Source organism: Bacillus sp. FSL L8-0199, from assembly GCF_038005705.1.
Lineage (GTDB): Bacteria > Bacillota > Bacilli > Bacillales > Bacillaceae_G > Bacillus_A > Bacillus_A cereus.
This window is the reverse complement of the sequence record NZ_JBBOTS010000001.1, coordinates 2,371,966-2,393,127: the sequence shown is the minus strand read 5'-3', so window position 1 is coordinate 2,393,127 and position 21,162 is coordinate 2,371,966. Positions and strand designations below refer to the sequence as shown.

Sequence of the window (21,162 nt, the reverse complement as noted above, 5' to 3'; positions counted from 1 at the left end):
TGGAAAGCACCATCCTTTTCTATTTTAAGAGCCTTCTTCGACTAACGCCCCGTGTGACAAGCAAAAATTCTTAATCCATCTTTAACTTTATAGCTTTTGTCGCAATAAATGTTTTAATATGCTTATCTAATATCCTTGTTCCACCAAAATCATCCTCATAAAAACCTGTTATAGCAAAACCAGCTTCAATTTGACCTTGGATTTGGTCTTCTAAAGTATGCGCATATTCTATTGTTTGATTTGAATCGATGTAATCTTGAACTTCATCCTCTGGTAAATAATCCAATGTTGATGAAGGAATTGAATGTTTAACATCCAGAATACCTTTTTGCTCTTGGTTATCATCAAAAATCCATAGTAACGGATTTGTAAATCCAGCAATAAGAACACCTTTATTCTTTAAAACCCTAGAAACTTCATTCCATACAAGATGAACATCTTTTACAAACAAATTAGACACAGGATTTACAACAATATCAAAATATTCTTCCTCAAAATCACTAAGGTCTGACATATCTCCTTGTACGGTTTTTAAAGTTAAACCATCCCGTTTTGCTACCTTTTCATCTTGTTCCAATTGCTTCTTAGATATATCAGTAACTGTTACATCTGCTCCAGCAGCAGATAGAACTGGTGCTTGTTGTCCGCCACCTGATGCTAAGCAAAGTATCTTTAATCCATCTAATGACTTTGGAAACCATTCTCTAGGAACTGATTTTTCCGTAGTGACTGTAATCTCCCATTCACCTGATTTGCTTTTCTCAATAATCTCGCTACTTACAGACTGCGTGTATCTAGAACCTTCTTCCACCTTCTTATCCCATGCATTACTGTTTTGTTGTGTAGTATCCATTACAATTATTCCTCCTAACGATCTAGTTGCATTTTAAGTGTAAACTTATTAACTATTTATGCTTTCCTTTTTCTATTAACCCGCCTGATAGTTCATACATAGTTGTCTATATTTATATTAACAGATAAACGCTAATAATCGCTAAAAATTCTAAAAAGACAAAAAATTATACATCCATTCCATTCATTTAAAATAATCGTAGAATTAGTAAGTTTTAAACAACTCACTTCCACATAAAAAAAGCATTCCAAATCTGTTGACAGTTGGAACGCTTTTTTATGTTATTTCATTTTTCAAGCTTTTAACTAAATCCATTAAACAAATAAGCTACGCTTTTTCTTTTTTTATTCAGCAAGAGTTAACTGCCAAGATACACCATACTTATCATTTAACCAGCCAAACTTTTTACTAAACGGATAAGAACCTAAAGGCATAAGAATCGCTCCATCCTGCGCTAATTTATGAAAGACCATTTCAATTTCTTCTTCTGTCTCACAAGTTACATAAAGAGACATAGCTGGAGTGAATGTGAAATTATGATTTACATAACTATCAATACACATAAACTCTTGGCCATTTAGCGTAAAAGTTGCATGAATTACAGTTCCCTCTTTACCAGGTCCATTTTCATCGTAGCGAGAAATACTTACAATTTCTGATTGATCAAATAGCGACGTATAAAAATTCATCGCTTCCTCAGCTTTGCCCTCAAACATTAAAAACGTAGTAATTTTTTGATTTGCGTTACTCATATGGAGACAGCCCCTTGCTATGTATTTATGTAAAACATACGCCACCAAAAAACAAACGTATGTTCCTTTTAATATATTGTCTATAAAAACGATGAGTTTGTCAATTATCTACTTTATTATTTCTTCTTAAATAATGCTGTCCAAAGAAATGATTCTCCAAACATTTCTTTCGGTTGTTTCATTTGTTTCATCCTTCTAATCTCAATTACCTCAAATTCTTTAAATATCTCTCTTAACTTTTCTTCCGAGTATGCAAGACCACCTTGTAGACTCCACCCTCTATATACGTCCCAATCTGTTATTTCCGATCCATTTCGCTCATCTAAATCGCCTGCCGCAAAACATGTTAATCCGAAATAACCACCCGATTTTAATGAATTTTTAATTAAATCCACATAATTTATTCTTCTATGCGGTGGAATGTGATGCAAACAGCCCGAATCATATACAAAATCAAATTCGTTTTGAACCTCTAAATTAAAAATTGAATCACAAATAAAATGAATTTCTACCTCTTTTGCCAATGCCCTTTCTTTAGCCCAATTAATGCCTTCTACAGATAAATCCACTGCTGTTACATCAAGTCCTTGAGTCGCTAAATAAATGGCATTTCTACCTGGACCACATCCAAGTTCTAATACTTTCCCTTTTGAAACTCTCTCTTTTTGTATATACGAAACTAGATTCTCATCTGGAACATTTTCAAAAAACGGAACATCCTTTTCTCTATTCTCATAAAACTCATTCCAATATGGTTCTGCAGGTCTTAATAATGAATCAAGCATTTTTAAAATGTCTTCTTGTGTGTCTAACGTTTCATTTTTCATTAACACCCCTCCACGAATTAATAGTTAGAAAATTATTATATATCTTTTTGAACTTTCAAACAAAGAAAAAACTCCTATATTCAATAGGAGTTTTTGTCTTTAAAATCCGAGTACAGCTAACCATTTTAACAACTTCTCTTCTCGCGCTTTTAAATCATCATTCCTAAACTTGCCTAGTTGTATTTCACTAACAACTTCTCCGTCCGCCATAAAAAGAACTCTTTCTGTTTTCGCTGCTACCTTTACAATATGAGTCACTTAAGAAGGTTACTTTGCTGAAAAATAAAGCTGATTTCGTTAATGGATATTTTTGCTAACGCCTCTTCTTTCATGCATGATATTTCATATAATCATACTTTTCTAATAAAATAACGCTTTTGTTCACTTTTTTGATACATTTACGAAACATTCATGTGTTATCTTCATTAAGTTCTTTTCTTTTTATAATGTCGTGTGAGATATACCAACAGAGGAAGCCCTAGATCCCCTAATCCTAGGGCTTTTTTATAAGAATTTTATACATTTTATTATTTCCACTAACTCTTTAAATTGTATATACATAATATAAAATTTTCATGTTGTTATATTTTTTGATGGCCTCTTATCTTTCCTTAAAAGGCTTTTTTTTCAAATAACGCTTTTGTTTAATTTATATTTAAAAAGTTCCTTTTCATAAAGACTTCCCTTATATGCTATACTCATTCTTAAATAATTGTATAAGGAATGTTAAAAATGGATGATAGATCGTCAAGACAATGGAAATTGCGACAAAAGTTAAGAGCACTGAAAACCAAAAACAACAATGACACAAACCCTTTGTTTAGTGAATGCCTTGAATCCCTAGGAAACGAAACTCTCATTTTCTCCCAAGAAAAAAGCCAGCAGATTGCTACTATTTTAATGAATTCATTTCCTATAACTGTCTCGGGAAGAATAGATTGGGAACAGATAGATAATCAATTCATAGCTTCGAACAAAGAACAACTAATTTCCCTTATTAGAGCAAACCAACTAGATTTTGACGAACAGATTTTTATAATATGGGATAACTATGAAATCCCTGTAGTAAGTACAAATCTTGATAAAGTATTCCAATCACTAGTTGACGTTGATGCAGTCAGTTTTTATTACTGGCTATTAGACAAAGAATATAGATTCGTAATTGAAATAAATGATGAAGAATTGATTAGGGTTGGGTTTCGCTAATACTCTAAGCATATGAAGCTAGTTCCCTTCATTTCTTAATATTTTCTTCGTCAATATAGCTATTATTGTCATTATAAAACTAATAGCAAATATAGGTAAATAAATTTTCGTACTGAATCCTTCGAACATAAAACCATATACGACTTGCCCAATTGGTGCCATACATTGAGATACCGCTGCTATAATTGCCATCACTTTTCCTAGATTTTCATTTGGTGTTTTCTTTTGGACTACAGTAATCACATAGATGGATACAATTGTCATAATCATTGCGATTAGAAGAGAAGAAAGTATAAAGAGGATAAATGGTGGATAGTATCCTAAATTAAGAATAAACGGTGTAACTGATAGTGCCACTGGCATTACTAATAAAGCTATGATAAGCATCCAATTATATAATGTTTTCATCTGTAACTTTTTAGCAAAGAAACCGATTGACAATGCCCCTAATATGGTTGCGAAATCAATTAATCCCATTCCAATTCCATACATCGTATCGCTACTCTGCATAGTTACTCGTAACATAATAGGTCCTCCAACAACAAATAACGGTGTCAAAATTAAGTTTAGTAAAGCTGCAAGTAACATAGCCTTCAAAATAAAAGGTTGCTTTAAAACATAAAGAAAACCTTCTTTCATATCTTTTACAATTGTAGGTACGATATGGCCTTCCTGTATTCTTTTTATAAATGGTATTGTAATAAACATTTCTAAAATCGCAGATAAAAAGAAAGCAAGACAACTTGTTATTACGAGCATTTTCAAACCAATTATGCCATATAATATTCCTCCTAATACAGGAGCAACTATATTAGATAATGCTTGCACACCATTTATGATACCGTTTGCTTGTTCTAACTTTTTCTCTGGAACTAATTGCGGAATACTTGCCATAACAACTGGTGCGTACATTGCACTAACAACTGCTAGTAAAAACATAATTGTTCCAATCCATAAAATATATACCGATTCAGTTAATAACAAAACTATAAAACTTAATACAATAGCAGCGTTTATAAAATCCAAAATGACCATTACATTACGGCGGTTGAAACGATCTGCTATCGCTCCGCCAAGAGGAGCTAACAAAAACGGGATACTCGTTATGGCATATAACCCTGCAAATATATCGGCACGTCCTGTTATATCTAGCACATATAAAGACAGTGCAAAACGTAATAGTGTTGAACCTAAAATAGTAATAATTTGACCACTTACCATTAAGTGAAAATCTTTCAAGGAAGATTGAATACTTGCTGGCATCTTCATCACATCCTTCATTTAGTCTAGACCGACTGCCGGTCTATAACACCCAAACAGAAAAAAGCTATTTCTGTTTCATTAAAACCTCGATCATATAATTAAAGGACCCTTCTTTCGCTCCAACAGATACTTCCATCATTTTAATATAAGCCTTAGCTCTTCTCATCATTTCTTCCGGTTTCCACTGGAATAAACCATCATCAAATATGACTTGTGCTGAAGAGAGTAATAATTCAATTGTTTCTTGTGGGTATGGAGTAGAAAATATGCCTTCTTCTATTCCTTGCTCTAAAACTTCCGTTAATACAGGAGATAAATGTATAATGGATTGCACTAAACTTTTCTGATGCATTTCTGCATTATTTGGTTGATGGAATTGTTCAATCATTTTTTCTTTGACATCTCCTGATTTTGGTGATTGTTCCATTAAAATTTTAAATAACTTATCTAAAACGGGGATATCGGGATTGGAGACAATCCTTTTCGCCTTAGTGACATCCTCTTTAATAATCCTCATAATGATTTCATCCATTACTTCCTCCTTCGACTTAAAATAATGATAAAACGTCCCCTTTGCTATACCAATTTCTTTTAAAATATCATTCACGGTTGTTTTCGTAAAACCTTTCGTAAGAAACAAACGCTCAGCTGTTTCTAAAATTTCCTTTCTACGCTCCTCATACTCCTTTACAATTCGCATTCAAGTTCTCCTTCCCATCAGACCGACTGTCGGTCTATTAAAATTATATGTTTAGTTTGCAAAAAGTTTCCTATTATCGTACATATACAACACCATACTTTCTATTTCCTTTATAAATTTTTATTTTTTAACGTCCGCTCAATTTGTTTAAAACGTATCTCATGTTTCTTATCGTCACCTTTCATTTTAGGAAAAGAACGATGCCTCCGTTCGATCTATGTACTTATCAATGGAGTATTTTGTTGAGTTCCAATATGTAATATTGCATATTTCGCACTTTTAATTTTTGTATATGTGATAATTTATTTATAAAAATATAAATTATTAATAAGGGTGATTTATATGAGCAAGTTCCGAAAGAAGATTATTAAATATTTGCAAACATTTTGGGGATGCTTAGCATTTGGTGTATTAATGTTTGCTATCTTCTTAATTACGGATTTAACAGATGCATCTTTAAATACATTAGGCTGGAGAGACTGGCTAGGTTCTGTAGCAGGCGCAACCATTTTATCTGTTGGGATGTTTACTTTAAATAAATTGAATTTAAAATAAATATTCGGTCAATACTGAATGTGGGCTGTATGCCAACATTCATTTAAAGTAGTCTTCTCTGTATCTCCTTGTATTGAGCAGTTAGCTTTTGCTAGCCGCACTTTTATTTTGTTCCGGTTCTTGCCTCTTAAAGAACTCTTTATCTACTTTCCCCCAATAAGTACACATATCTATTCTCCATTGCTACAAAATGAAATCTTTATTTTGTTTTACGCGTCGCTTCTTCAATCAGCCAAGATACAATATTAAAATCATTAGCTTCACCCTTTAAAGATGTTCCGTTCCAAAAGCATTCTTTCATCACTTCAAGTAATTCTTCAACAGCTTCAATTCATCTCATATTCATTTTCCTTTTCTTCCAAATAACTATTTTGTTTTACTAATTAGCTGATTAATTTCACAAACACCTTTATCAAACATTCCACGTTTCTTCACCCCGTGAATATTTTTCAAATAAAAATACATACTATTTTCAAGCCGCCGTGTCCACGGCTAATACCTCTTTCTTTTGTTACAGCAAAAGCAGGTAGGTTCTTCACTTATCTGCTTTCTCTGTATATTTTTTAAGAAATCGAAAATAATACCAACAAGCTGTTTGAACTAGCAGCTTCACTCTTCTCGCAATGGGGATGCAAATTATCACAATTAGCTAACTCATTGAACTCACTGGCAGACAACCAAAATCGTTGTCTGCTTTTTGTATGAGATTTTTCGTTTTACATATACTACTTTTGAACCTGCAGACCAATACGAGCCATTTTGGTGCTTGGGATTTCCCTTCCGGGGATAAGTATCTTTTACTTATCCCTTTTTTGTATAGACATGTATATTTAGGGTAAAACTAATTACAAGCAGATTTTCTGTTTATGCGTAGTTCTAAACAAGATTACTTTTTCTCCTATTAAAGGACGGCAGGTACGACTGCTAGTCCTTTTTTCTTATTTCGCATATTATCACTACATTACCTTCATCGTCATAAGCAATTTCCCCATAAGGATGGCAGTGGTGCTTCTCGATTTCCTCATTGATCAAAACTAACAAATTAGTTTTCCAGTTTCCAACGATCGTAAACCAATACGAGTTTAATCCTTCATAAACTTCTCTTGTTCCCTTTCGATAATTGCGGAACGTGTAATGAAAATACTCGCTCACTTTAATACCTTTTCTTTCAACCAAAGTGTTCTGCCGAAATAGTAGACATAATAAGTTCCGTTCTCTTTTGCTACTGCATAACATTCCCGTACCGTTTGAATATGTTACAAATTGCTTTCTCTCGATTTTTCCGCTTAAATATTTTTCATGCATAAGTTGCACTTGTTCTTGAATGACAACATGGTAGTAATACCCTTGCTCTACTGGTTTTGGACTATAAAATTTCCTTTATAAATTTCAAATACGGTGAATGAAATTTTTGTTTTTTCTTGCCATCATCCTTGTTGTATACAAACAAAAAAAGAGCCACAATATTTTGCGACTCTTTTACAATTATAACTATTTAACGACCACGTCTTTGCTGACCTTGCTTTGTACTACCTTTTTTATTACTTGGTTTATTAAATGATCGGTTATTTTCATTTCTAGAACTATTTCTTGAATCACGTCTTGATTCACTTCTTGAACCTTCGCGGCTATCTCTTTGACGATTTTGACCTGATTTCTTCGGAGCCGGCTTTGGTACCGGTTTTCCATTTTCATCTACACGTTTTATCTTCGGTTGTTCGATTATTTCTCTTTGCAGTGGTGCACCAAGCGTTTTTTCAATTTCTTCTAAATGTTTTTCATCTTTCGCTGCAACGAACGTAATTGCAAGACCTGATCCACCTGCACGTCCTGTTCGGCCAATGCGGTGAATATAACTTTCTACATCTTCAGGGATATCAAAGTTAAATACGTGCGTTACACCATCTACATCAAGTCCACGAGCTGCTACATCCGTTGCGATTAAGTACTGAATTTTAGCTTCGCGGAAACTCTTCATAACTCTTTCACGTTTCGCTTGAGGTATATCACCATGAAGTTCAGCACAATTATAACCTAGTCCTTTTAAATTATCATAAAGTTTACTTACTCTAAGCTTTGTACGGCAGAAAATAACAGCTAAAAATGGCTGATCACGATCCATAACAAAACGAAGTGCATCTGGCTTTGCACGATCTGTCGTCTCAATGACACGCTGCTCAATTGTATCTACCGTTACTTCTTCACTTTGTACTTGAATCATTTGCGGCTCGTCCATATAACGCTTCGCCAATTTTTTAATATCTTTTGGCATCGTTGCTGAGAATAACATCGTTTGTTTACTATCAGGTGTCTCATCTAAAATATCTTCAATATCATATAAGAAACCAAAATAAAGCATTTGATCCGCTTCATCTAATACAATCGTTGAAAGATTACTTAAATCAATTGTTTCACGTCGTATATGATCTAATAATCGCCCCGGTGTCGCTACAACAATATGTGTATTACCTTTTAATTTTCTTAACTGTTGCGCTACATCTTGTCCACCATAAATCGCTAGTACATTAATATCTTCTCTTTGAACAAGCATTTTTTTAATTTCAGCTGTAATTTGCAGTGCTAGCTCCCTTGTTGGTGCAACAATTAAAGCCTGAACATCACTAGACTCTGGATCGATTTTTTCTAAAATCGGTAACACGAATGCTAACGTTTTACCCGTTCCTGTTTTCGCCTGCCCAATAATATCTTTACCTGACATAATAACAGGAATTGCCTTCTCTTGAATTGGTGTTGCTTCTGTAATTCCATTTTCACGTAATGTATGATTAAAAGTTTCACTAATTCCTAATTCTAAAAAGTTTTTCAAATAGACCACTTCTTTTCCTTATTTTTCACATTAGCTTTCATTGTACCATTTGTTTCACTAAATATGAAAAATAAAAAAATTCTTATCTTCTTTTTTTATATTCATCGTGTACTAGATGGACAAATTCTTTTTGGTTTTTCTCGGATTTTATTAATGTTTCCATATTTATAGAAGTCAAAATATGCTTTTTAATTTTTCTATTACTCCAAATTAAACTTGTATACTTCGGATCTTCATGTAGATTTCGAAACCACTCTAATTCACTTAATTTTGCGATATGGTGTTTCAATTTCATGTCATTTCGAGGATAAAATAAAATGATATCTGCTATTATATCAAATAACGAACCCATTTTCTCCCCCCTATACTCTTGCTCAAATTATATATTCTTCTTTACATATATATTTCAATTTTACCGAAATATAATGTTACTAATTTAGTTGAAATCGCAAAATATATGAACTAAAAAACCGATCTTTTCGATTTAGGAAAGACCGGTTTTCATTATTTTATACAGTAAGTTTTCCTCCATGGTAGCAATAATACTCTGCTGCTTTAAGACTTTTAATCTTATTTAATGACTCTTCCGCTTTTTCTATATCTAAGCAAAAATCCGGATTAGCTATTACTAACTCACGATTCTCTTGAACAGCCGCATCTCCCGTAATTACACAATCTAAATTCGGAAAATATAATGAAATATGCCCCGAAGTATGTCCTGGCGTCGCTACTATTTGACATTCATTATTCAAAATCATTTGACCATCATGCACTTTTTCATCGACGGAAATATGTTTTATATTTTTTAACTGTTGTATAAACCATTTACCAAATTCTTTTTCTTCATTTGGCATACGTTCTAACATTTCTTCAGCTTGAACTAACCTCTCTGATTTTATATCACCACGAATATAGTTAGATTCAATTTCACTAGCAATAATATTAATGTGAGGATATTTCACTTTGAAATCATATAAAGCCCCTAGATGATCATCATCATAATGAGTAATAATTATATTTTTTAAGTTTTTCATCTCATATCCATGTTTTAATATTGCATTTTCAATTAAAGGTAAAAAACTTGTATATCCTGTATCGACTAATGTTAATTCATTATGTACTATAATTAAACTTGGATAAACACATTGTTTTTGCCCGTTAAATTCGAATTCAATTGGTAGTTCTATTATTTTCATTTTTCTTCCCCCATACCGCTTATAAAATGCATAATAATAACTAAATCATCCACATACACCTTACAATATATATACTCTGTAACGGAACACTGTGAATCATTGTATAATCCACATTATATTATTTTAAACAGGTAATCCCCTATTTTTATGGAAATATATAATTAAGAAAAAAAATAAAATTGATTAATCTCTCACTTCTTTGTCCATCCTTTTAAAAAATCTATGTTTTTGTAAAAGGAGTGTTTATATGGAGAAACAGACACTTTGGAAAAAGTTCAAAAAAAGCTCTGTAAACCTCGGTAAATCTAGCGTATATGAAAGTATTATTTTATTCTACACAATGAAAAAGAAAGAATTACCTACTAAGGCGAAATTCATAATATTAGCCGCTTTATCTTATTACGTATTAACAATCGATTTCATTCCAGATATAGCTGCTATTATTGGGATTGGCTTATTAGATGATGTTTTAGCAATCGCTGTAGCGCATAAATACGTTATGAGACACGCAGATGCGGACAGCCAATATAGACAAAAATTAAACTACTATTCTTCAAATCTATATCGGATATCTACCGCCCCATTTTGGCTTATGTCTATTCGTGCAATTAATTTCTTAAAAACCGGATATAGATTTTCAGAATCCTCTAGCAACTTAAATGCATCTTTTACCTTCTGCTGCTCGACTATCAACGCTTTCACGTCATCCAATTTTAAAATTTCTAACTCTTTTTCTTTTATATTTTTCGCAAAGTTAGCATCTCGTTTGGTAAAAGTTTCTTTATCGATAGATCCACCATCTAAATACAAATCTAATAAACGCTCTCTTTTTATCTCTAATTCTTTCTTTTCTTTTCTTAATTTCTTCTGCTTTTCTTGATGTTTATCTTTATCATTCAATTTAAATACTTTTTCCAAATCTCTCTCTTTTTCCTTTAATTTTCGCAACACAAGAGAACGCAATCTTTCATACCTTAGTCCGGAGTGTTTGACGCAACCACGCCCACCAGTCAACTTATACGTGCCGCACGTTAAATAACCATAATTAAGCTCTTCACCTTCTTTGTTTTTGTATTTGTAAGTGTGTAGAACAAACGGTGAACCACAATGAATACAACGTGCTATTCCTCTTAATTCATTCGTTACTGCTACACGCCGCTTTATCTTTTTATTTATTTTTGGGTTATTTATTTTATCCCATAACGGACGTTCAATTATAGCCGGATGATGATTTTCAAATACTACCCACTTTTCTCTAGGCTCTTGAATCCGCTTTTTTCTTCCGTCTACTTTTACCTCTGTAGACCTCCCCATTACATAATCACCTTTATACATAGGATTCGTAATTATTAGCTTCACAGCCGAATAAGTCCACAATTCCCCAGATCTCTTATACTTACCAACATCATTTAGTGCATTAGAAATTCTCAAATAGCCTAATCCATTGTCATATAATTCATACATTTCCCGAACAATTTCAGCTTCTTCCTGATTAATCACATATTTCTTATCTACAATTTTATAACCATATGGAACTGTTCCACCAGTGTACTCCCCCCTTCTTACCTTAGCCGCTAGCGCTGCTGATATAGAAACGGATAATGTCTTAGGTAATTGGGATGCAAACATTGCATACATCTCAAACTTCAAATCATTTTTCCCTTCATAATAACTGTCATAACCTTCTTCAATCGTCACCAGTCGGACACCATGCCCTAACAGTATCTCCTTGATTTCTAATGCGTCCCTCAAATCTCTTCCCAGTCGATGAATAGATTTAAAAACAACAGTATCTAATTCTTTTTTACGAGCTTTCCCCAAGATCAACTGCATCGCACGTCTTTCTAGCCATGCTGTTCCAGAAACAGCTTCATCTTTATAAATTGAATTTTCATCCCACTCGAATCCATTTTTTTCAATCCAGTATCTACAGATTTCAATCTGATTTTGAATCGACGAAACTTGCTCATCTTTATCAGTGGATACACGTACATATACAGCATATTTCAACTAATATCCCCCTCCCACATCCATCATGATTATGACACCATTATATAACTCCTGGAGTCATATGGCAATCTATTACCAAAACAAAAAGACGACTTTCTACAGTCGTCAAAATAAAAATATATAAATCTCAAAAATTTAGGAGGGGGTAAACAATACACAACAACATCTAATAAAAACAAAAAAAGAAAAAGAACCCCCTCTATAAAATATATACCTTATATATATAATATAAATATAAAACTAATAATTATATTATATATAGAGTATATTATTAGTAATAGTATATAAGTATTATTACTGTTAGGGTTCTAAGTTTTTTTAGCTGTAGATTCATTTAATTAGGTGCCAGTATTCATTAACCACACCATTTAGTTCATCAACTAACGCATCCACCTGTGCCATTCTCTCGTCACCAAGTTCTTCTAAATAATTATCGCGGTAATCTTCTTTCATTCTTTCAAGCGTTAGATACAACCAATAAGCAAGTTGAGGTCCGCTTACCTCATACTTACGTAAAATTGTATTCAATTCTTTTGTCGATTCATTCATGACAAACCACCTCAATTTTAAGAATTAAACACCTGAAACCACATAAACTTTTGCATAGATATCATATTTAGCTGCAAGCTGCTCCAGCTTTTTTTGTCTGTATTCTGTCACAGTAAAGAAATGAATAAGTGGTACTTTTCCGTTATATTTATTTTTGTAGTATAGTGAAAAATCCCTGTACCTGCTCATCTTTTCAGCGTTCACATTCATCATTTGCGTACGATCTATCTCTACAGCATTTAGTGTACCTTCTTCATCCCTGAACTTCACATCAGGAATAATTGTCTTCTTTTTATCATCTACTTTATAACGTATAGGTGTTTCTATCTGCCAGTCGTCGGGACAAAACAGGTAGAGCCACGCTTCATTTCTCATTAAGCTGTGTGCTAGTCGACTATTTGGTACAATCTTCTCTGTATCGTCGAACAGTTCACGGCCCTTTTTATTTAAGTAATACACGTATTCTTTTTGATACACTGCGTTATTTACATAAGGACTGAGGTCTTTTAAAATACGATTCGCGTTACGAATCCCTCCCATATCGTGCACTGCCATTAGATGCCTACGTGTTGCGAATTTCAGTTTTCTAATCGAGGTCAGAATCGTCATCTGACGGTTTATTTTGATATGTGTCTGGATGTTCATCTTTTTTCACCTCGTATTGTTTTAGATGTTCCCACATCATTTCATCGCTAATAAACGGTACCTGCAGCTCAGTTAGTCGATCAGTTTTATAAATAGCTCTACCAGGTAAGGACGGCAATGTTTCTAGTCCCGATTCATCAAGAACAACCTCAGATGCCTTATATGTTGGTAGCCGAAAACCTAACTTCGCATCAGACATCTGCTTTACTACTGATGGAATTGATGTGACTGTAGGATACTGTGTGGCTAAAATCAAACGAAATCCTAAGCCGCCCGATACAGTCGCTATATAACTAAGCATGTACTGACACTCTTCTCGGATCTTATTAACATGACGTGGTAATCCTTTGGCTGGAGCAAGCACGGCACCTTCGTCAACAATAACGAAATACCGATCTTTTTCCTTTGTTTCAACAATATTTTTGTAACCATTTTCCTTCATGAATTTTCCACGCTCTTCGATTTTTCTCATTATTTGTTTTAGTACATAATGTGCTTTTTCTACAGAGTCAGCCACTTCCACCACCTGCTTTAAGCCGCTAAACTCACTAAATTCTAATCCCTTTTCCTTTAAATCAATTAAATATACGTGAGCATTTTCAGGGTTCGCCTCAATCAAAGTAGTAAGTAGTACTTTCATAAATACTGTTTTCCCCATTCGTGTAAGACCACCTAGTACCATATGAGGAGTTTTATCAAAGTCATGATAAATTAACTTCTCGAGGCTTTGCCCCATCGGTACTTGCCATTCACCTTTTTTTACTAACCCTTCATTCCAACACCACTTTTTCGGGATACGTTTACTGAATACCCGAATCATTATCTTGTAGTTATCGTATTTGATACGTACAGGCTTATTTAATCCTTCACTTACAACATCCTCAACCTTTTGTATTAATTTAGATGGCATCCCTAACGGAAGTTTATATACATAAGTAGTACTACGATCATCTTCTTTTCTTTCGAGAAAAACCGGATAATGTAATTTTTCATCCTTCCTAATTGCAATCCCACTTACTTCAAAGAATACTTGTATCTTCTTTCTATCATCCTCTTTACCTTTTAAACTATCATTTAGTAAAGCGTACCCGAGCGAAACTGCAGGTATTAATAACAATTCAAGCATAGGGGTTCACTCCTTATATATCCTTAAAGGATATAGTTGCTCTTTACTGGAAGATTTACATACAAGTTGTTTTTCTTATATAACAAAATCTCCCATGATTCTAGGTTCCATTCCTTCAAAGAAACACCATTAGCACATAACGTAGAAGATACAAAAACGAGCCGGTAAGAGTTGTATACATCGTCATACGTGGAAGCCAATGTGGAACACTCATCCCCATTTTCTCAGCCGCCTTCATCGCCGCTACAGACAATCCTGTCGCTGTCCAAATCAATACAACTTCCCCAGCAAGTGTCATATCGAATCCCTCTTTCTTTTTAGTTGTAATCCTTTTGACGTGAGAATCGGTTGATACTGATTAACCATTTTATCCCATTCAAGAATTTCTTCCTCTTCCCCATATAGATCTTCCATAATATCGTTAGATAAGCTGTAGTAACCGCGGTACTCTTTGTTGTTAGATACCTCGTGTCTTTCCATATGTTTTAGAATAGAGTTTACTTCACCTTTACCCCTGGACTCCTTATACAGGCTTTTCAGCTCTTTAGAAGGATACAAATACGGTGTGTCGTTTAAGTAATCATATTGCCACCTCATTCCTTATCCCTCCACTTTTTACAATCATTTAGGTACGCATCAATCCTTTTCTGAATCCCTATCTCGTTATACGGGCCATAAGGCTCTTCTTCCCCAAATAAATCAATAATATCCATATAGTTTGGATGTTGTAGCATATTGTGCTTTGCTATGTGACCATACACACATTGCACTTCATCATAATCATCAGCCTCTGCTTGCATATTAAACAACGTTTGTGACGGATACAATGGCATGCGATTTAAATACTTATATCCAGGTCTCAATGTTCCTCACCTTTCCCCTTTTGATGTCCTTAATTCCACTCGGTATTCCTCGTGGTCTTGATGTGGTATTGATATAGGTATATGACTTAAATACTAATTTTTGCGTGTCCAAACAAATTTTTTCACCTGAATGCCTGTACTACTTTCAAAGGATTTAGTCCTTCATTGTAGAAATTGTTGTTTTGAGGTGATTATTTATGAAGTTTAAATGTCGTTTAAAAGTCATTTTTGCAGAATTAGAAATTAAACAAGGTGATTTTGCTAAACGCATTGGTATTGATGACTCCACTTTAAGTTCACTTGTTAAGAATCGTACAACACCGCGCTTTGATACGGCATATAGGATAGCTCAAGAACTCGGTAAACCAATCGAGGAGATTTGGACCATCGAGGAGTAATTCCTCCCCCTCCAGCCTTAATACGTTTTTATCTTTATTTATCTTTATTTTTCCTTTTACACTTGACTTTTGCTTTCGGCAGACAATCATGGGATGAGGGTACAGGACAACGGCTAGGGCAGAGAATGTCTACCTTACAACGCTTCAAAAATAAAAAGCGTCGTAAAGTAGACGTTCTGTCAATCATGGTCTATCGGGTTAAGGAATCCGTATAGTAACACCCTGTTTAAACGCTGTAATCTCTTACACAGCTGACTTTTTACAGATAAAGCTTGTCCTATCTGCAGAAAGAATCAGGAAAGAAAATGCACTACTGGCGTATCCTTCATTACTCGTAACCTATAATTCTTTCATTATCAGCTGCTACCCGTGCCGTAACACGCCAAGCAACCGCCGTACCGTTAATGGCCGTACTCGCCTAGACTCCTAACAACGCAAACAAGGAAACGTTATTCGTTAGGACGCTTAACTTTCTGACGTTGGCTTAGCTAACCTGTTCAAGTTTAACGAGTGTTAGGTCATTCCTCGTGTGGATCCTCCTCTTAGTTACCTAAAAAAGACAATAGGAAACTAGACCTCGTGTATATCTGTTTTTTCGAATGAGGATATTCACGAGGCTGGAGGTTGTCCGATATTTAGTTAAAGAAAGAGCTTATAGCACATGAGCTATAAGCATATTGATAAGGAATAAAACCGAAGCTACAGTATAAAAACCATAAAACCAAATACAATCAGATTTTGTTTCTAAACCGAAGTAATTGCTTATTTTTTGCATCTATACTGTTCCACCCTTCATATTTACACAAAAGTAGTACTTTAGGAGTAAAACTTTATTAGTAATAATATATAACTATAGGAGTCATACGTCAATAGTACACCGGAAAAAGTTTTACTTTGATATGTAAATTGTGTAAAATGTAAAGTAATAAATGATCGGAATGAACGGAGGTATTACCATGAGTTCTATGGTATTCACTTTAGGAGAAACGATGGAGGAAATCGGGATTACGAAAAACAAGTTATCCGTAGAGTCTAAGGTACGCCCAGCCACTATTAGTAATCTAGTGAATGGTGAGGTTGGTCTTGTACGTTTTGATACATTAAAGTCAATCCTGGACGCTCTAAATCAACTAGCTGAAGAAAAAGGTATGGATAAAACATACCGTATTGAGGACGTTGTACAGTACATAAAATAAATGTACTGTTTTTGTTTAGATAGATATTTCATAATACTCTGATTTAATTAACTAGAAGTATTTAAGGAGGAGAAATATGGAGACAAAAACTACTGCGGACGGTAATACTTACATCATTGAAGTGAATCAAAAAAAGAGTTCCGTTAAAGAGAAATTTGGCCGTAAAACTTCATTGTTTTTCGGCATTTTAGGTATCATTTTTTCTGTTATTTTAGGTATTACTATAATCGGTTTACTATTTGCAATTCCCCTTTTTCTCTTTTCATTAGGATTTATATACGCAGCCTTTGAAAAGCAAGAAGTACAATGCCCTAACTGTAGTCATAAGATTAGAGTTACAAAGGGATCTGGATACTTTGACTGTGGGGGTTGTAAGAAACGTACTTTAGTAGAGTGGGAATAGCAAAATAAAAAAGAATCGGCATATAAAAACCGATTCTTTTCTGTTATGTATCTCTATTTTAACCATTCTTTTACATTGTCCCAAAAAGGAAATAACATAATAATTGCTACAATGAGCGACACGAGCATACCAGAAATCCAAGGATGTCTCTCATAGAATTTTTTATTAACGTCTTCACCTGGTGTATTATGTTGATGTCCAATTGAAGAATTTTTTATTTTATTATTGTCTCCAATGTTTATACTCATTTTCGTCCTCCAAACAAATTCCCTAACCTAGATCCTTTAACTTTATTTTTATCTCCCATTTTTATAGATTCATCAAAAATTATTTGCTCAATGTTAAAAATAACCTGTTGCTTTTTAGAAGTATCTTCATCCACTTGAGATTTTATATCCATCTCGTCCAAATTATCGTATTGTTTTTCTAATTCTAAAATTACATCTACAAGTTTTGTTTTTACATTAGCAACTATCTTACTGATTTTATTTGAGGGACATTTTATACTTATGCTACCAATTTGTAAATCTTCAGTTGATATAGCGTGACAAACAGCCGTTGGTACAACTCTTCCATAATTCGCATCATTCCCTTTATCAATTACTTCCTGAAGTGTGTTAATACCATCTTTTACATGTATTGTAATAAATTGATCGATTTTTTCTTGGGGTATCAATGCTTCCAATGGGACTTGAGAATTTGTGTATTTAGTTGAATAATTTACAATAAACGTGCCCATTGGTTCCCCTTTTACTATTCTATACGCAGGAATATCCCCCGTCGCATCATATCCCTGTAACTCCCCTTGAATCCAATTCATTATTACTTCGTTATCAAGATCTGATAATATAACTTTTAATCTTAGGAGAATATTTTCAAGTGTTTTCTGCCCAGTAACTAAGTCTTTTAAAAGTTCACTTCTTGCCATGTTGCCACTCCCTTTCTAGCAATATAATAAGTTATTTTTCAAGCAGTATACTATTAATACTGAGAATGTTTTTATAAGCATTTCTTATTAGTTTATTTTAATTGATTATGGCTATTATTGAAGGTGACATATCAGCGATAATTTATGTCTATTTCGTATAAGTGTTAATAAGTTCGTTTGCAAACTTGTTAGCATTCTTTGTTTAGATAATACACATATTCCTTGTTATATACTGAATATGTTCCCATATGAGGATTTTTGTGCGGAAGATATCCTGATTATAGTTCCTTTGCATTTCATATAATGTGTTAAATCTAAGTTTCAACTGACAACGTTTTCCTATGATTTCATCGAATTTAATTAATTCGTGGCTGTTTTAACCAAGTTAAAATTCGAGTAAAATGTGTACTTTTGCATACACGCTTAATAGCGAATTGTTTCAATATCCTTTTCCTAAAAAATTTAACAATTCTAACAAGATAGCTATAAATAACTTCTTGTTAGAATTTATTAAAGAAATATTTCTAAATTTCTAAATCGTTTCGAAACCAAAGACTACATAATTATCCTTTTGTTCATAATCAGTAATATATAAGATTTTCACTTTAACATTACGCCCTGTATATTGCTGCTTTTCATCATCCCATTCATTTAAAATAACTTTATCACCTATATGAAAGTCTCGATCATTTTTTCGGATTTCAAAAGTTTTAATTTGTTCTAGAACAGGTGTAAAAAACACTTTATTTATTTTCAAATTATGTAACATAGTTTCAACCACCTCTAATGATACAGCTTTAACTTCTAACAAAATTTATTAACTCTTGGAAAGGTTCAGTTTCATCGTAAATAAATAACTCAATATGCCTTTCTTCAGAATACTTAATCGCTTGTCGAATTTCAGAATTCTGAAATTCCTCTAAAAGATCAATTGAGTATTCATTATTATCCCGTTTTAGTAATCTTTCTCTAATTACTTGAGGCTTATTCTTTATAAGAATAATTTTAATCATATTAGTGTCTTCAAAAGTCGAGAAAGGTAACATGGTAACATTACTATCAGAATCTAACAAGCAAAAATGTCCATCTAACAACAAGATAAAACCATCCTGTTCTATCTTGTTTAATTCAGTTTTCCACAATTCTTGATTTCGTGAAATTCCATTTGTATTCTTGTCAGATGTATTTATATTATTACCAGCTTTTCTAATCAAATCACTAACAGAAAAAGATTTAATCTCTATTTCTTTTTGCAGCTTTGTTACCAAAGTAGATTTTCCCACTCCATGTATACCTGACAAAAAGATATATTCCATTCCTAGATGCCTCCATTCGTATAGCAAAATGATTGGGGTGCTGCTTTTAAATTGCTATCGAAATCAATTAAATCTAGGGGTTCTTCATATTTTTTAAACTCTTTGATTTGGATAGCAACTCCCTTTTGTCTTCCCGCAAAGTAATGATTAAAATAGCTTTTTGTTATACCCGAGTGATTTTTCGTTTTTTTCCATATATTATCAGGATTATCTATTATTATATCTTCTATTTCAAACTCTCCTACTACTTTTCCGCATGGTTTAGTTGCGTACACAACTACAGAAGAAATACCCTTCCGCTTAAAAATATTTTTTCTATACTCAAATTTCTTGTTTCCTAAAATAATTTCCTCTACGAACTCTGGTTTAATTGATAATAAAACTTTCATTTACCTCACCTAATTCTAAAATCTTCTCAAATTGTAAGTTTGTTAATGGCATAAAGCCTGCATATCCATCATTAATTAAACCTTTTTCAAGCAAATCATGCCTAATAATACGTTTAGGGAATGCTATATTGTAAAGCATTTTAATAATATGAGGATAATTTCCACGTCTCCAAAAACTCTCCAACTCTTCTCTACTAAATATTGTTCCTTTTCCACAGTATTTAATAAAATCTTCTACCGTACTAAAATCTCTAACATGCTTTCTCTCTATCACTGTACAGACTGATGTAACAACCGAACTCCATCTAGCCCATTTCCCACTTTCGGCGGTTCTATAAATAATAAGCATATCTCCTGACTTAATATTTTCAACCCCAAACATCTTTGTTAAATAAACCTTTTCAACTGTGTTTGTGAAAGACAAATCTTCTATTTTATGGTTTATCTCAGTTTCAAGCTTAGATAAAGGAAATAATTTTGTATGATATGTTGGAAGAATGCCAAGCAAAAATTTATTATTATTTTCTATTTTAATGCGTGGAAAATCTAGATGAAAATGATCTTTCACCTCTAGTGATTTTACATATACTAATTCACCGTTATTTTTCGTTCCCCAAAAACGGAATCCAAATTTCTCAAATAGCTTAATCAAGGATTTTTGTTTTTCAAAAACCGTTACATAACATTCTAAATAATTTTCTTCAATCATCCTCTTTAAAATTAAACCAATGAATCGTTCTCCTAAAACCGTCCCATGTGCATCTATTTTAAAAGTACCTATTTTAAGACGTCTCTTCTCTTCAAATTTTGGAGTAATAGTATCATCAGCCTCAATTTCTTCCTTTAGATATAAAAACCCCTGCAATTCGTTTTCTTTTAGAATATATGCATTCTCACCTTGAATAGTTTTCTTTTCAAACCACTTTTCAAATCCACTATAATCCTCTATTAAACTTTTAAAAAAAGAATCTTTTACATCCAACTTTGAAAATTCAACATATTCAATCACATCATTTTTCATGAATTACTTCCTCCTATTTTATCATTCTTAAGATCATAATACAAACGAATGTTCGCAATTCGTTATTTCCCTTCCATTCAATTATATCAAAAAAGGAATTTTTTACATAAATAAATTCCCCTCCTTTCTATTGAAATTA

Annotated in this window: 27 protein-coding genes and 2 pseudogenes; 6 read left to right on the top strand and 23 right to left on the bottom strand. The window is 33.1% G+C overall.

All coding sequences use genetic code 11. The annotated features are described in order from the left end of the window. Window positions 1-70: 70 nt before the first annotated feature. The 4 genes and pseudogenes from NST86_RS12535 to NST86_RS34860 all read right to left on the bottom strand — a co-directional run. Window positions 71-853 carry a class I SAM-dependent methyltransferase gene (locus tag NST86_RS12535; protein ID WP_016117925.1) on the bottom strand — a complete coding sequence of 261 codons (783 nt, stop codon included), beginning with the start codon at window positions 851-853 and terminating at the stop codon, window positions 71-73. A 344-nt stretch (window positions 854-1,197) separates the two neighbouring features. Next, entirely contained in the window at window positions 1,198-1,605 is a 408-nt protein-coding gene (locus tag NST86_RS12530) for a VOC family protein (protein ID WP_000063588.1), read from the bottom strand. Window positions 1,606-1,721: 116 nt separating this feature from the next. After that, complete coding sequence (locus tag NST86_RS12525; protein ID WP_227593173.1) at window positions 1,722-2,432, bottom strand: class I SAM-dependent methyltransferase; 711 nt, start codon at window positions 2,430-2,432, stop codon at window positions 1,722-1,724. A 99-nt stretch (window positions 2,433-2,531) separates the two neighbouring features. Beyond that, window positions 2,532-2,690 (bottom strand): annotated as a pseudogene (locus NST86_RS34860) (ABC transporter ATP-binding protein); the annotation flags it as partial. A 474-nt stretch (window positions 2,691-3,164) separates the two neighbouring features. Here NST86_RS34860 and NST86_RS12515 point away from each other — a divergent pair. Next, window positions 3,165-3,638: a CDI toxin immunity protein gene (locus tag NST86_RS12515; protein ID WP_000342729.1), complete on the top strand. Its 474-nt coding sequence runs from the start codon at window positions 3,165-3,167 to the stop codon at window positions 3,636-3,638. Window positions 3,639-3,656: 18 nt separating this feature from the next. Here NST86_RS12515 and NST86_RS12510 read toward each other — a convergent pair whose 3' ends face one another. After that, a complete protein-coding gene (locus tag NST86_RS12510) occupies window positions 3,657-4,901 on the bottom strand; it encodes an MFS transporter (protein WP_016117922.1) in 1,245 nt (414 codons plus the stop codon). A 64-nt stretch (window positions 4,902-4,965) separates the two neighbouring features. Continuing rightward, a complete protein-coding gene (locus NST86_RS12505) occupies window positions 4,966-5,601 on the bottom strand; it encodes a TetR/AcrR family transcriptional regulator (RefSeq protein ID WP_016117921.1) in 636 nt (211 codons plus the stop codon). 342 nt (window positions 5,602-5,943) lie between these two features. Here NST86_RS12505 and NST86_RS12500 point away from each other — a divergent pair, with 342 nt between their 5' ends. Continuing rightward, complete coding sequence (locus NST86_RS12500) at window positions 5,944-6,156, top strand: hypothetical protein (protein WP_000033153.1); 213 nt, start codon at window positions 5,944-5,946, stop codon at window positions 6,154-6,156. A gap of 1,495 nt (window positions 6,157-7,651) precedes the next feature. On the opposite strand, the gene NST86_RS12495 is transcribed toward NST86_RS12500, so the two are convergent. The 3 genes from NST86_RS12495 to NST86_RS12485 all read right to left on the bottom strand — a co-directional run bounded on the left by NST86_RS12495 (window position 7,652) and on the right by NST86_RS12485 (window position 10,179). Next, window positions 7,652-8,992 (bottom strand): DEAD/DEAH box helicase, encoded by a 1,341-nt coding sequence (locus NST86_RS12495; RefSeq protein ID WP_016117920.1) that lies wholly within the window; start codon window positions 8,990-8,992, stop codon window positions 7,652-7,654. A gap of 73 nt (window positions 8,993-9,065) precedes the next feature. After that, a complete protein-coding gene (locus NST86_RS12490; protein ID WP_016117919.1) occupies window positions 9,066-9,335 on the bottom strand; it encodes a hypothetical protein in 270 nt (89 codons plus the stop codon). Between the two features lie 157 nt (window positions 9,336-9,492). Continuing rightward, window positions 9,493-10,179: an MBL fold metallo-hydrolase gene (locus tag NST86_RS12485; protein ID WP_016117918.1), complete on the bottom strand. Its 687-nt coding sequence runs from the start codon at window positions 10,177-10,179 to the stop codon at window positions 9,493-9,495. 247 nt (window positions 10,180-10,426) lie between these two features. Between NST86_RS12485 and NST86_RS12480 the strand changes: the two are divergent. Then, window positions 10,427-10,732 (top strand): annotated as a pseudogene (locus NST86_RS12480) (YkvA family protein); the annotation flags it as partial. On the opposite strand, the gene NST86_RS12475 reads toward NST86_RS12480, so the two are convergent. From NST86_RS12475 to NST86_RS12445, 7 genes are all read right to left on the bottom strand, one after another. Then, the gene (locus NST86_RS12475) at window positions 10,726-12,189 is read right to left on the bottom strand and encodes a recombinase family protein (RefSeq protein WP_340933919.1); all 1,464 of its coding nucleotides are present in this window, start codon (window positions 12,187-12,189) and stop codon (window positions 10,726-10,728) included. The pseudogene NST86_RS12480 and the gene NST86_RS12475 sit on opposite strands and share 7 nt — an antisense overlap. A 330-nt stretch (window positions 12,190-12,519) precedes the next feature. Continuing rightward, entirely contained in the window at window positions 12,520-12,738 is a 219-nt protein-coding gene (locus NST86_RS12470) for a hypothetical protein (protein WP_340933917.1), read from the bottom strand. A 24-nt stretch (window positions 12,739-12,762) separates the two neighbouring features. Continuing rightward, window positions 12,763-13,383 (bottom strand): replication-relaxation family protein, encoded by a 621-nt coding sequence (locus tag NST86_RS12465; protein ID WP_340933914.1) that lies wholly within the window; start codon window positions 13,381-13,383, stop codon window positions 12,763-12,765. After that, window positions 13,325-14,509: an FtsK/SpoIIIE domain-containing protein gene (locus NST86_RS12460; RefSeq protein ID WP_340933912.1), complete on the bottom strand. Its 1,185-nt coding sequence runs from the start codon at window positions 14,507-14,509 to the stop codon at window positions 13,325-13,327. Before NST86_RS12460 ends, NST86_RS12465 begins: the two co-directional genes overlap by 59 nt. A 115-nt stretch (window positions 14,510-14,624) precedes the next feature. Then, complete coding sequence (locus tag NST86_RS12455) at window positions 14,625-14,807, bottom strand: hypothetical protein (RefSeq protein WP_340933909.1); 183 nt, start codon at window positions 14,805-14,807, stop codon at window positions 14,625-14,627. Beyond that, entirely contained in the window at window positions 14,804-15,106 is a 303-nt protein-coding gene (locus NST86_RS12450; RefSeq protein ID WP_264647979.1) for a hypothetical protein, read from the bottom strand. Before NST86_RS12450 ends, NST86_RS12455 begins: the two co-directional genes overlap by 4 nt. After that, on the bottom strand, window positions 15,103-15,372 hold the full coding sequence (locus tag NST86_RS12445) for a hypothetical protein (RefSeq protein WP_340933904.1): 270 nt from the start codon (window positions 15,370-15,372) through the stop codon (window positions 15,103-15,105). Before NST86_RS12445 ends, NST86_RS12450 begins: the two co-directional genes overlap by 4 nt. Window positions 15,373-15,569: 197 nt before the next feature. Between NST86_RS12445 and NST86_RS12440 the strand changes: the two genes are divergently transcribed. Next, window positions 15,570-15,770 (top strand): helix-turn-helix transcriptional regulator, encoded by a 201-nt coding sequence (locus tag NST86_RS12440; protein ID WP_088113019.1) that lies wholly within the window; start codon window positions 15,570-15,572, stop codon window positions 15,768-15,770. Between the two features lie 652 nt (window positions 15,771-16,422). Here NST86_RS12440 and NST86_RS12435 read toward each other — a convergent pair. Beyond that, on the bottom strand, window positions 16,423-16,545 hold the full coding sequence (locus NST86_RS12435; RefSeq protein WP_141498014.1) for a DUF3961 domain-containing protein: 123 nt from the start codon (window positions 16,543-16,545) through the stop codon (window positions 16,423-16,425). Between the two features lie 181 nt (window positions 16,546-16,726). On the opposite strand from NST86_RS12435, the gene NST86_RS12430 reads away from it, so the two are divergent. Further along, window positions 16,727-16,966 (top strand): helix-turn-helix domain-containing protein, encoded by a 240-nt coding sequence (locus NST86_RS12430; RefSeq protein WP_097877708.1) that lies wholly within the window; start codon window positions 16,727-16,729, stop codon window positions 16,964-16,966. A gap of 76 nt (window positions 16,967-17,042) precedes the next feature. Next, window positions 17,043-17,369: a hypothetical protein gene (locus tag NST86_RS12425; protein WP_340933893.1), complete on the top strand. Its 327-nt coding sequence runs from the start codon at window positions 17,043-17,045 to the stop codon at window positions 17,367-17,369. Window positions 17,370-17,422: 53 nt separating this feature from the next. Here the strand turns inward: NST86_RS12425 and NST86_RS12420 are convergent, their stop codons facing one another. The 6 genes from NST86_RS12420 to NST86_RS12395 form a co-directional block, all read right to left on the bottom strand. Continuing rightward, window positions 17,423-17,617, bottom strand: coding sequence for a hypothetical protein (locus NST86_RS12420; protein WP_098828342.1), 195 nt, complete (start codon window positions 17,615-17,617; stop codon window positions 17,423-17,425). Continuing rightward, window positions 17,614-18,297 carry an AbiTii domain-containing protein gene (locus NST86_RS12415; RefSeq protein ID WP_340933891.1) on the bottom strand — a complete coding sequence of 228 codons (684 nt, stop codon included), beginning with the start codon at window positions 18,295-18,297 and terminating at the stop codon, window positions 17,614-17,616. Before NST86_RS12415 ends, NST86_RS12420 begins: the two co-directional genes overlap by 4 nt. A gap of 532 nt (window positions 18,298-18,829) precedes the next feature. Beyond that, window positions 18,830-19,066, bottom strand: coding sequence for a DUF3850 domain-containing protein (locus NST86_RS12410; RefSeq protein WP_098828357.1), 237 nt, complete (start codon window positions 19,064-19,066; stop codon window positions 18,830-18,832). Window positions 19,067-19,094: 28 nt separating this feature from the next. Next, window positions 19,095-19,613 carry an ATP-binding protein gene (locus NST86_RS12405; protein ID WP_340933890.1) on the bottom strand — a complete coding sequence of 173 codons (519 nt, stop codon included), beginning with the start codon at window positions 19,611-19,613 and terminating at the stop codon, window positions 19,095-19,097. Between the two features lie 2 nt (window positions 19,614-19,615). Further along, complete coding sequence (locus NST86_RS12400) at window positions 19,616-20,002, bottom strand: ASCH domain-containing protein (RefSeq protein WP_084064266.1); 387 nt, start codon at window positions 20,000-20,002, stop codon at window positions 19,616-19,618. After that, window positions 19,980-21,023 carry a hypothetical protein gene (locus NST86_RS12395; protein WP_264647974.1) on the bottom strand — a complete coding sequence of 348 codons (1,044 nt, stop codon included), beginning with the start codon at window positions 21,021-21,023 and terminating at the stop codon, window positions 19,980-19,982. Before NST86_RS12395 ends, NST86_RS12400 begins: the two co-directional genes overlap by 23 nt. Between the last annotated feature and the right edge of the window lie 139 nt (window positions 21,024-21,162).

Coding starts and splice junctions, on each gene's coding strand:
- NST86_RS12535 (WP_016117925.1), bottom strand. CDS start 853: ATGGATACTACACAACAAAACAGTAATGCATGGGATAAGAAGGTGGAA.
- NST86_RS12530 (WP_000063588.1), bottom strand. CDS start 1,605: ATGAGTAACGCAAATCAAAAAATTACTACGTTTTTAATGTTTGAGGGC.
- NST86_RS12525 (WP_227593173.1), bottom strand. CDS start 2,432: ATGAAAAATGAAACGTTAGACACACAAGAAGACATTTTAAAAATGCTT.
- NST86_RS12515 (WP_000342729.1), top strand. CDS start 3,165: ATGGATGATAGATCGTCAAGACAATGGAAATTGCGACAAAAGTTAAGA.
- NST86_RS12510 (WP_016117922.1), bottom strand. CDS start 4,901: ATGCCAGCAAGTATTCAATCTTCCTTGAAAGATTTTCACTTAATGGTA.
- NST86_RS12505 (WP_016117921.1), bottom strand. CDS start 5,601: ATGCGAATTGTAAAGGAGTATGAGGAGCGTAGAAAGGAAATTTTAGAA.
- NST86_RS12500 (WP_000033153.1), top strand. CDS start 5,944: ATGAGCAAGTTCCGAAAGAAGATTATTAAATATTTGCAAACATTTTGG.
- NST86_RS12490 (WP_016117919.1), bottom strand. CDS start 9,335: ATGGGTTCGTTATTTGATATAATAGCAGATATCATTTTATTTTATCCT.
- NST86_RS12485 (WP_016117918.1), bottom strand. CDS start 10,179: ATGAAAATAATAGAACTACCAATTGAATTCGAATTTAACGGGCAAAAA.
- NST86_RS12470 (WP_340933917.1), bottom strand. CDS start 12,738: ATGAATGAATCGACAAAAGAATTGAATACAATTTTACGTAAGTATGAG.
- NST86_RS12465 (WP_340933914.1), bottom strand. CDS start 13,383: ATGAACATCCAGACACATATCAAAATAAACCGTCAGATGACGATTCTG.
- NST86_RS12460 (WP_340933912.1), bottom strand. CDS start 14,509: ATGCTTGAATTGTTATTAATACCTGCAGTTTCGCTCGGGTACGCTTTA.
- NST86_RS12455 (WP_340933909.1), bottom strand. CDS start 14,807: ATGACACTTGCTGGGGAAGTTGTATTGATTTGGACAGCGACAGGATTG.
- NST86_RS12450 (WP_264647979.1), bottom strand. CDS start 15,106: ATGAGGTGGCAATATGATTACTTAAACGACACACCGTATTTGTATCCT.
- NST86_RS12440 (WP_088113019.1), top strand. CDS start 15,570: ATGAAGTTTAAATGTCGTTTAAAAGTCATTTTTGCAGAATTAGAAATT.
- NST86_RS12435 (WP_141498014.1), bottom strand. CDS start 16,545: ATGCAAAAAATAAGCAATTACTTCGGTTTAGAAACAAAATCTGATTGT.
- NST86_RS12430 (WP_097877708.1), top strand. CDS start 16,727: ATGAGTTCTATGGTATTCACTTTAGGAGAAACGATGGAGGAAATCGGG.
- NST86_RS12425 (WP_340933893.1), top strand. CDS start 17,043: ATGGAGACAAAAACTACTGCGGACGGTAATACTTACATCATTGAAGTG.
- NST86_RS12420 (WP_098828342.1), bottom strand. CDS start 17,617: ATGAGTATAAACATTGGAGACAATAATAAAATAAAAAATTCTTCAATT.
- NST86_RS12415 (WP_340933891.1), bottom strand. CDS start 18,297: ATGGCAAGAAGTGAACTTTTAAAAGACTTAGTTACTGGGCAGAAAACA.
- NST86_RS12410 (WP_098828357.1), bottom strand. CDS start 19,066: ATGTTACATAATTTGAAAATAAATAAAGTGTTTTTTACACCTGTTCTA.
- NST86_RS12405 (WP_340933890.1), bottom strand. CDS start 19,613: ATGGAATATATCTTTTTGTCAGGTATACATGGAGTGGGAAAATCTACT.
- NST86_RS12400 (WP_084064266.1), bottom strand. CDS start 20,002: ATGAAAGTTTTATTATCAATTAAACCAGAGTTCGTAGAGGAAATTATT.
- NST86_RS12395 (WP_264647974.1), bottom strand. CDS start 21,023: ATGAAAAATGATGTGATTGAATATGTTGAATTTTCAAAGTTGGATGTA.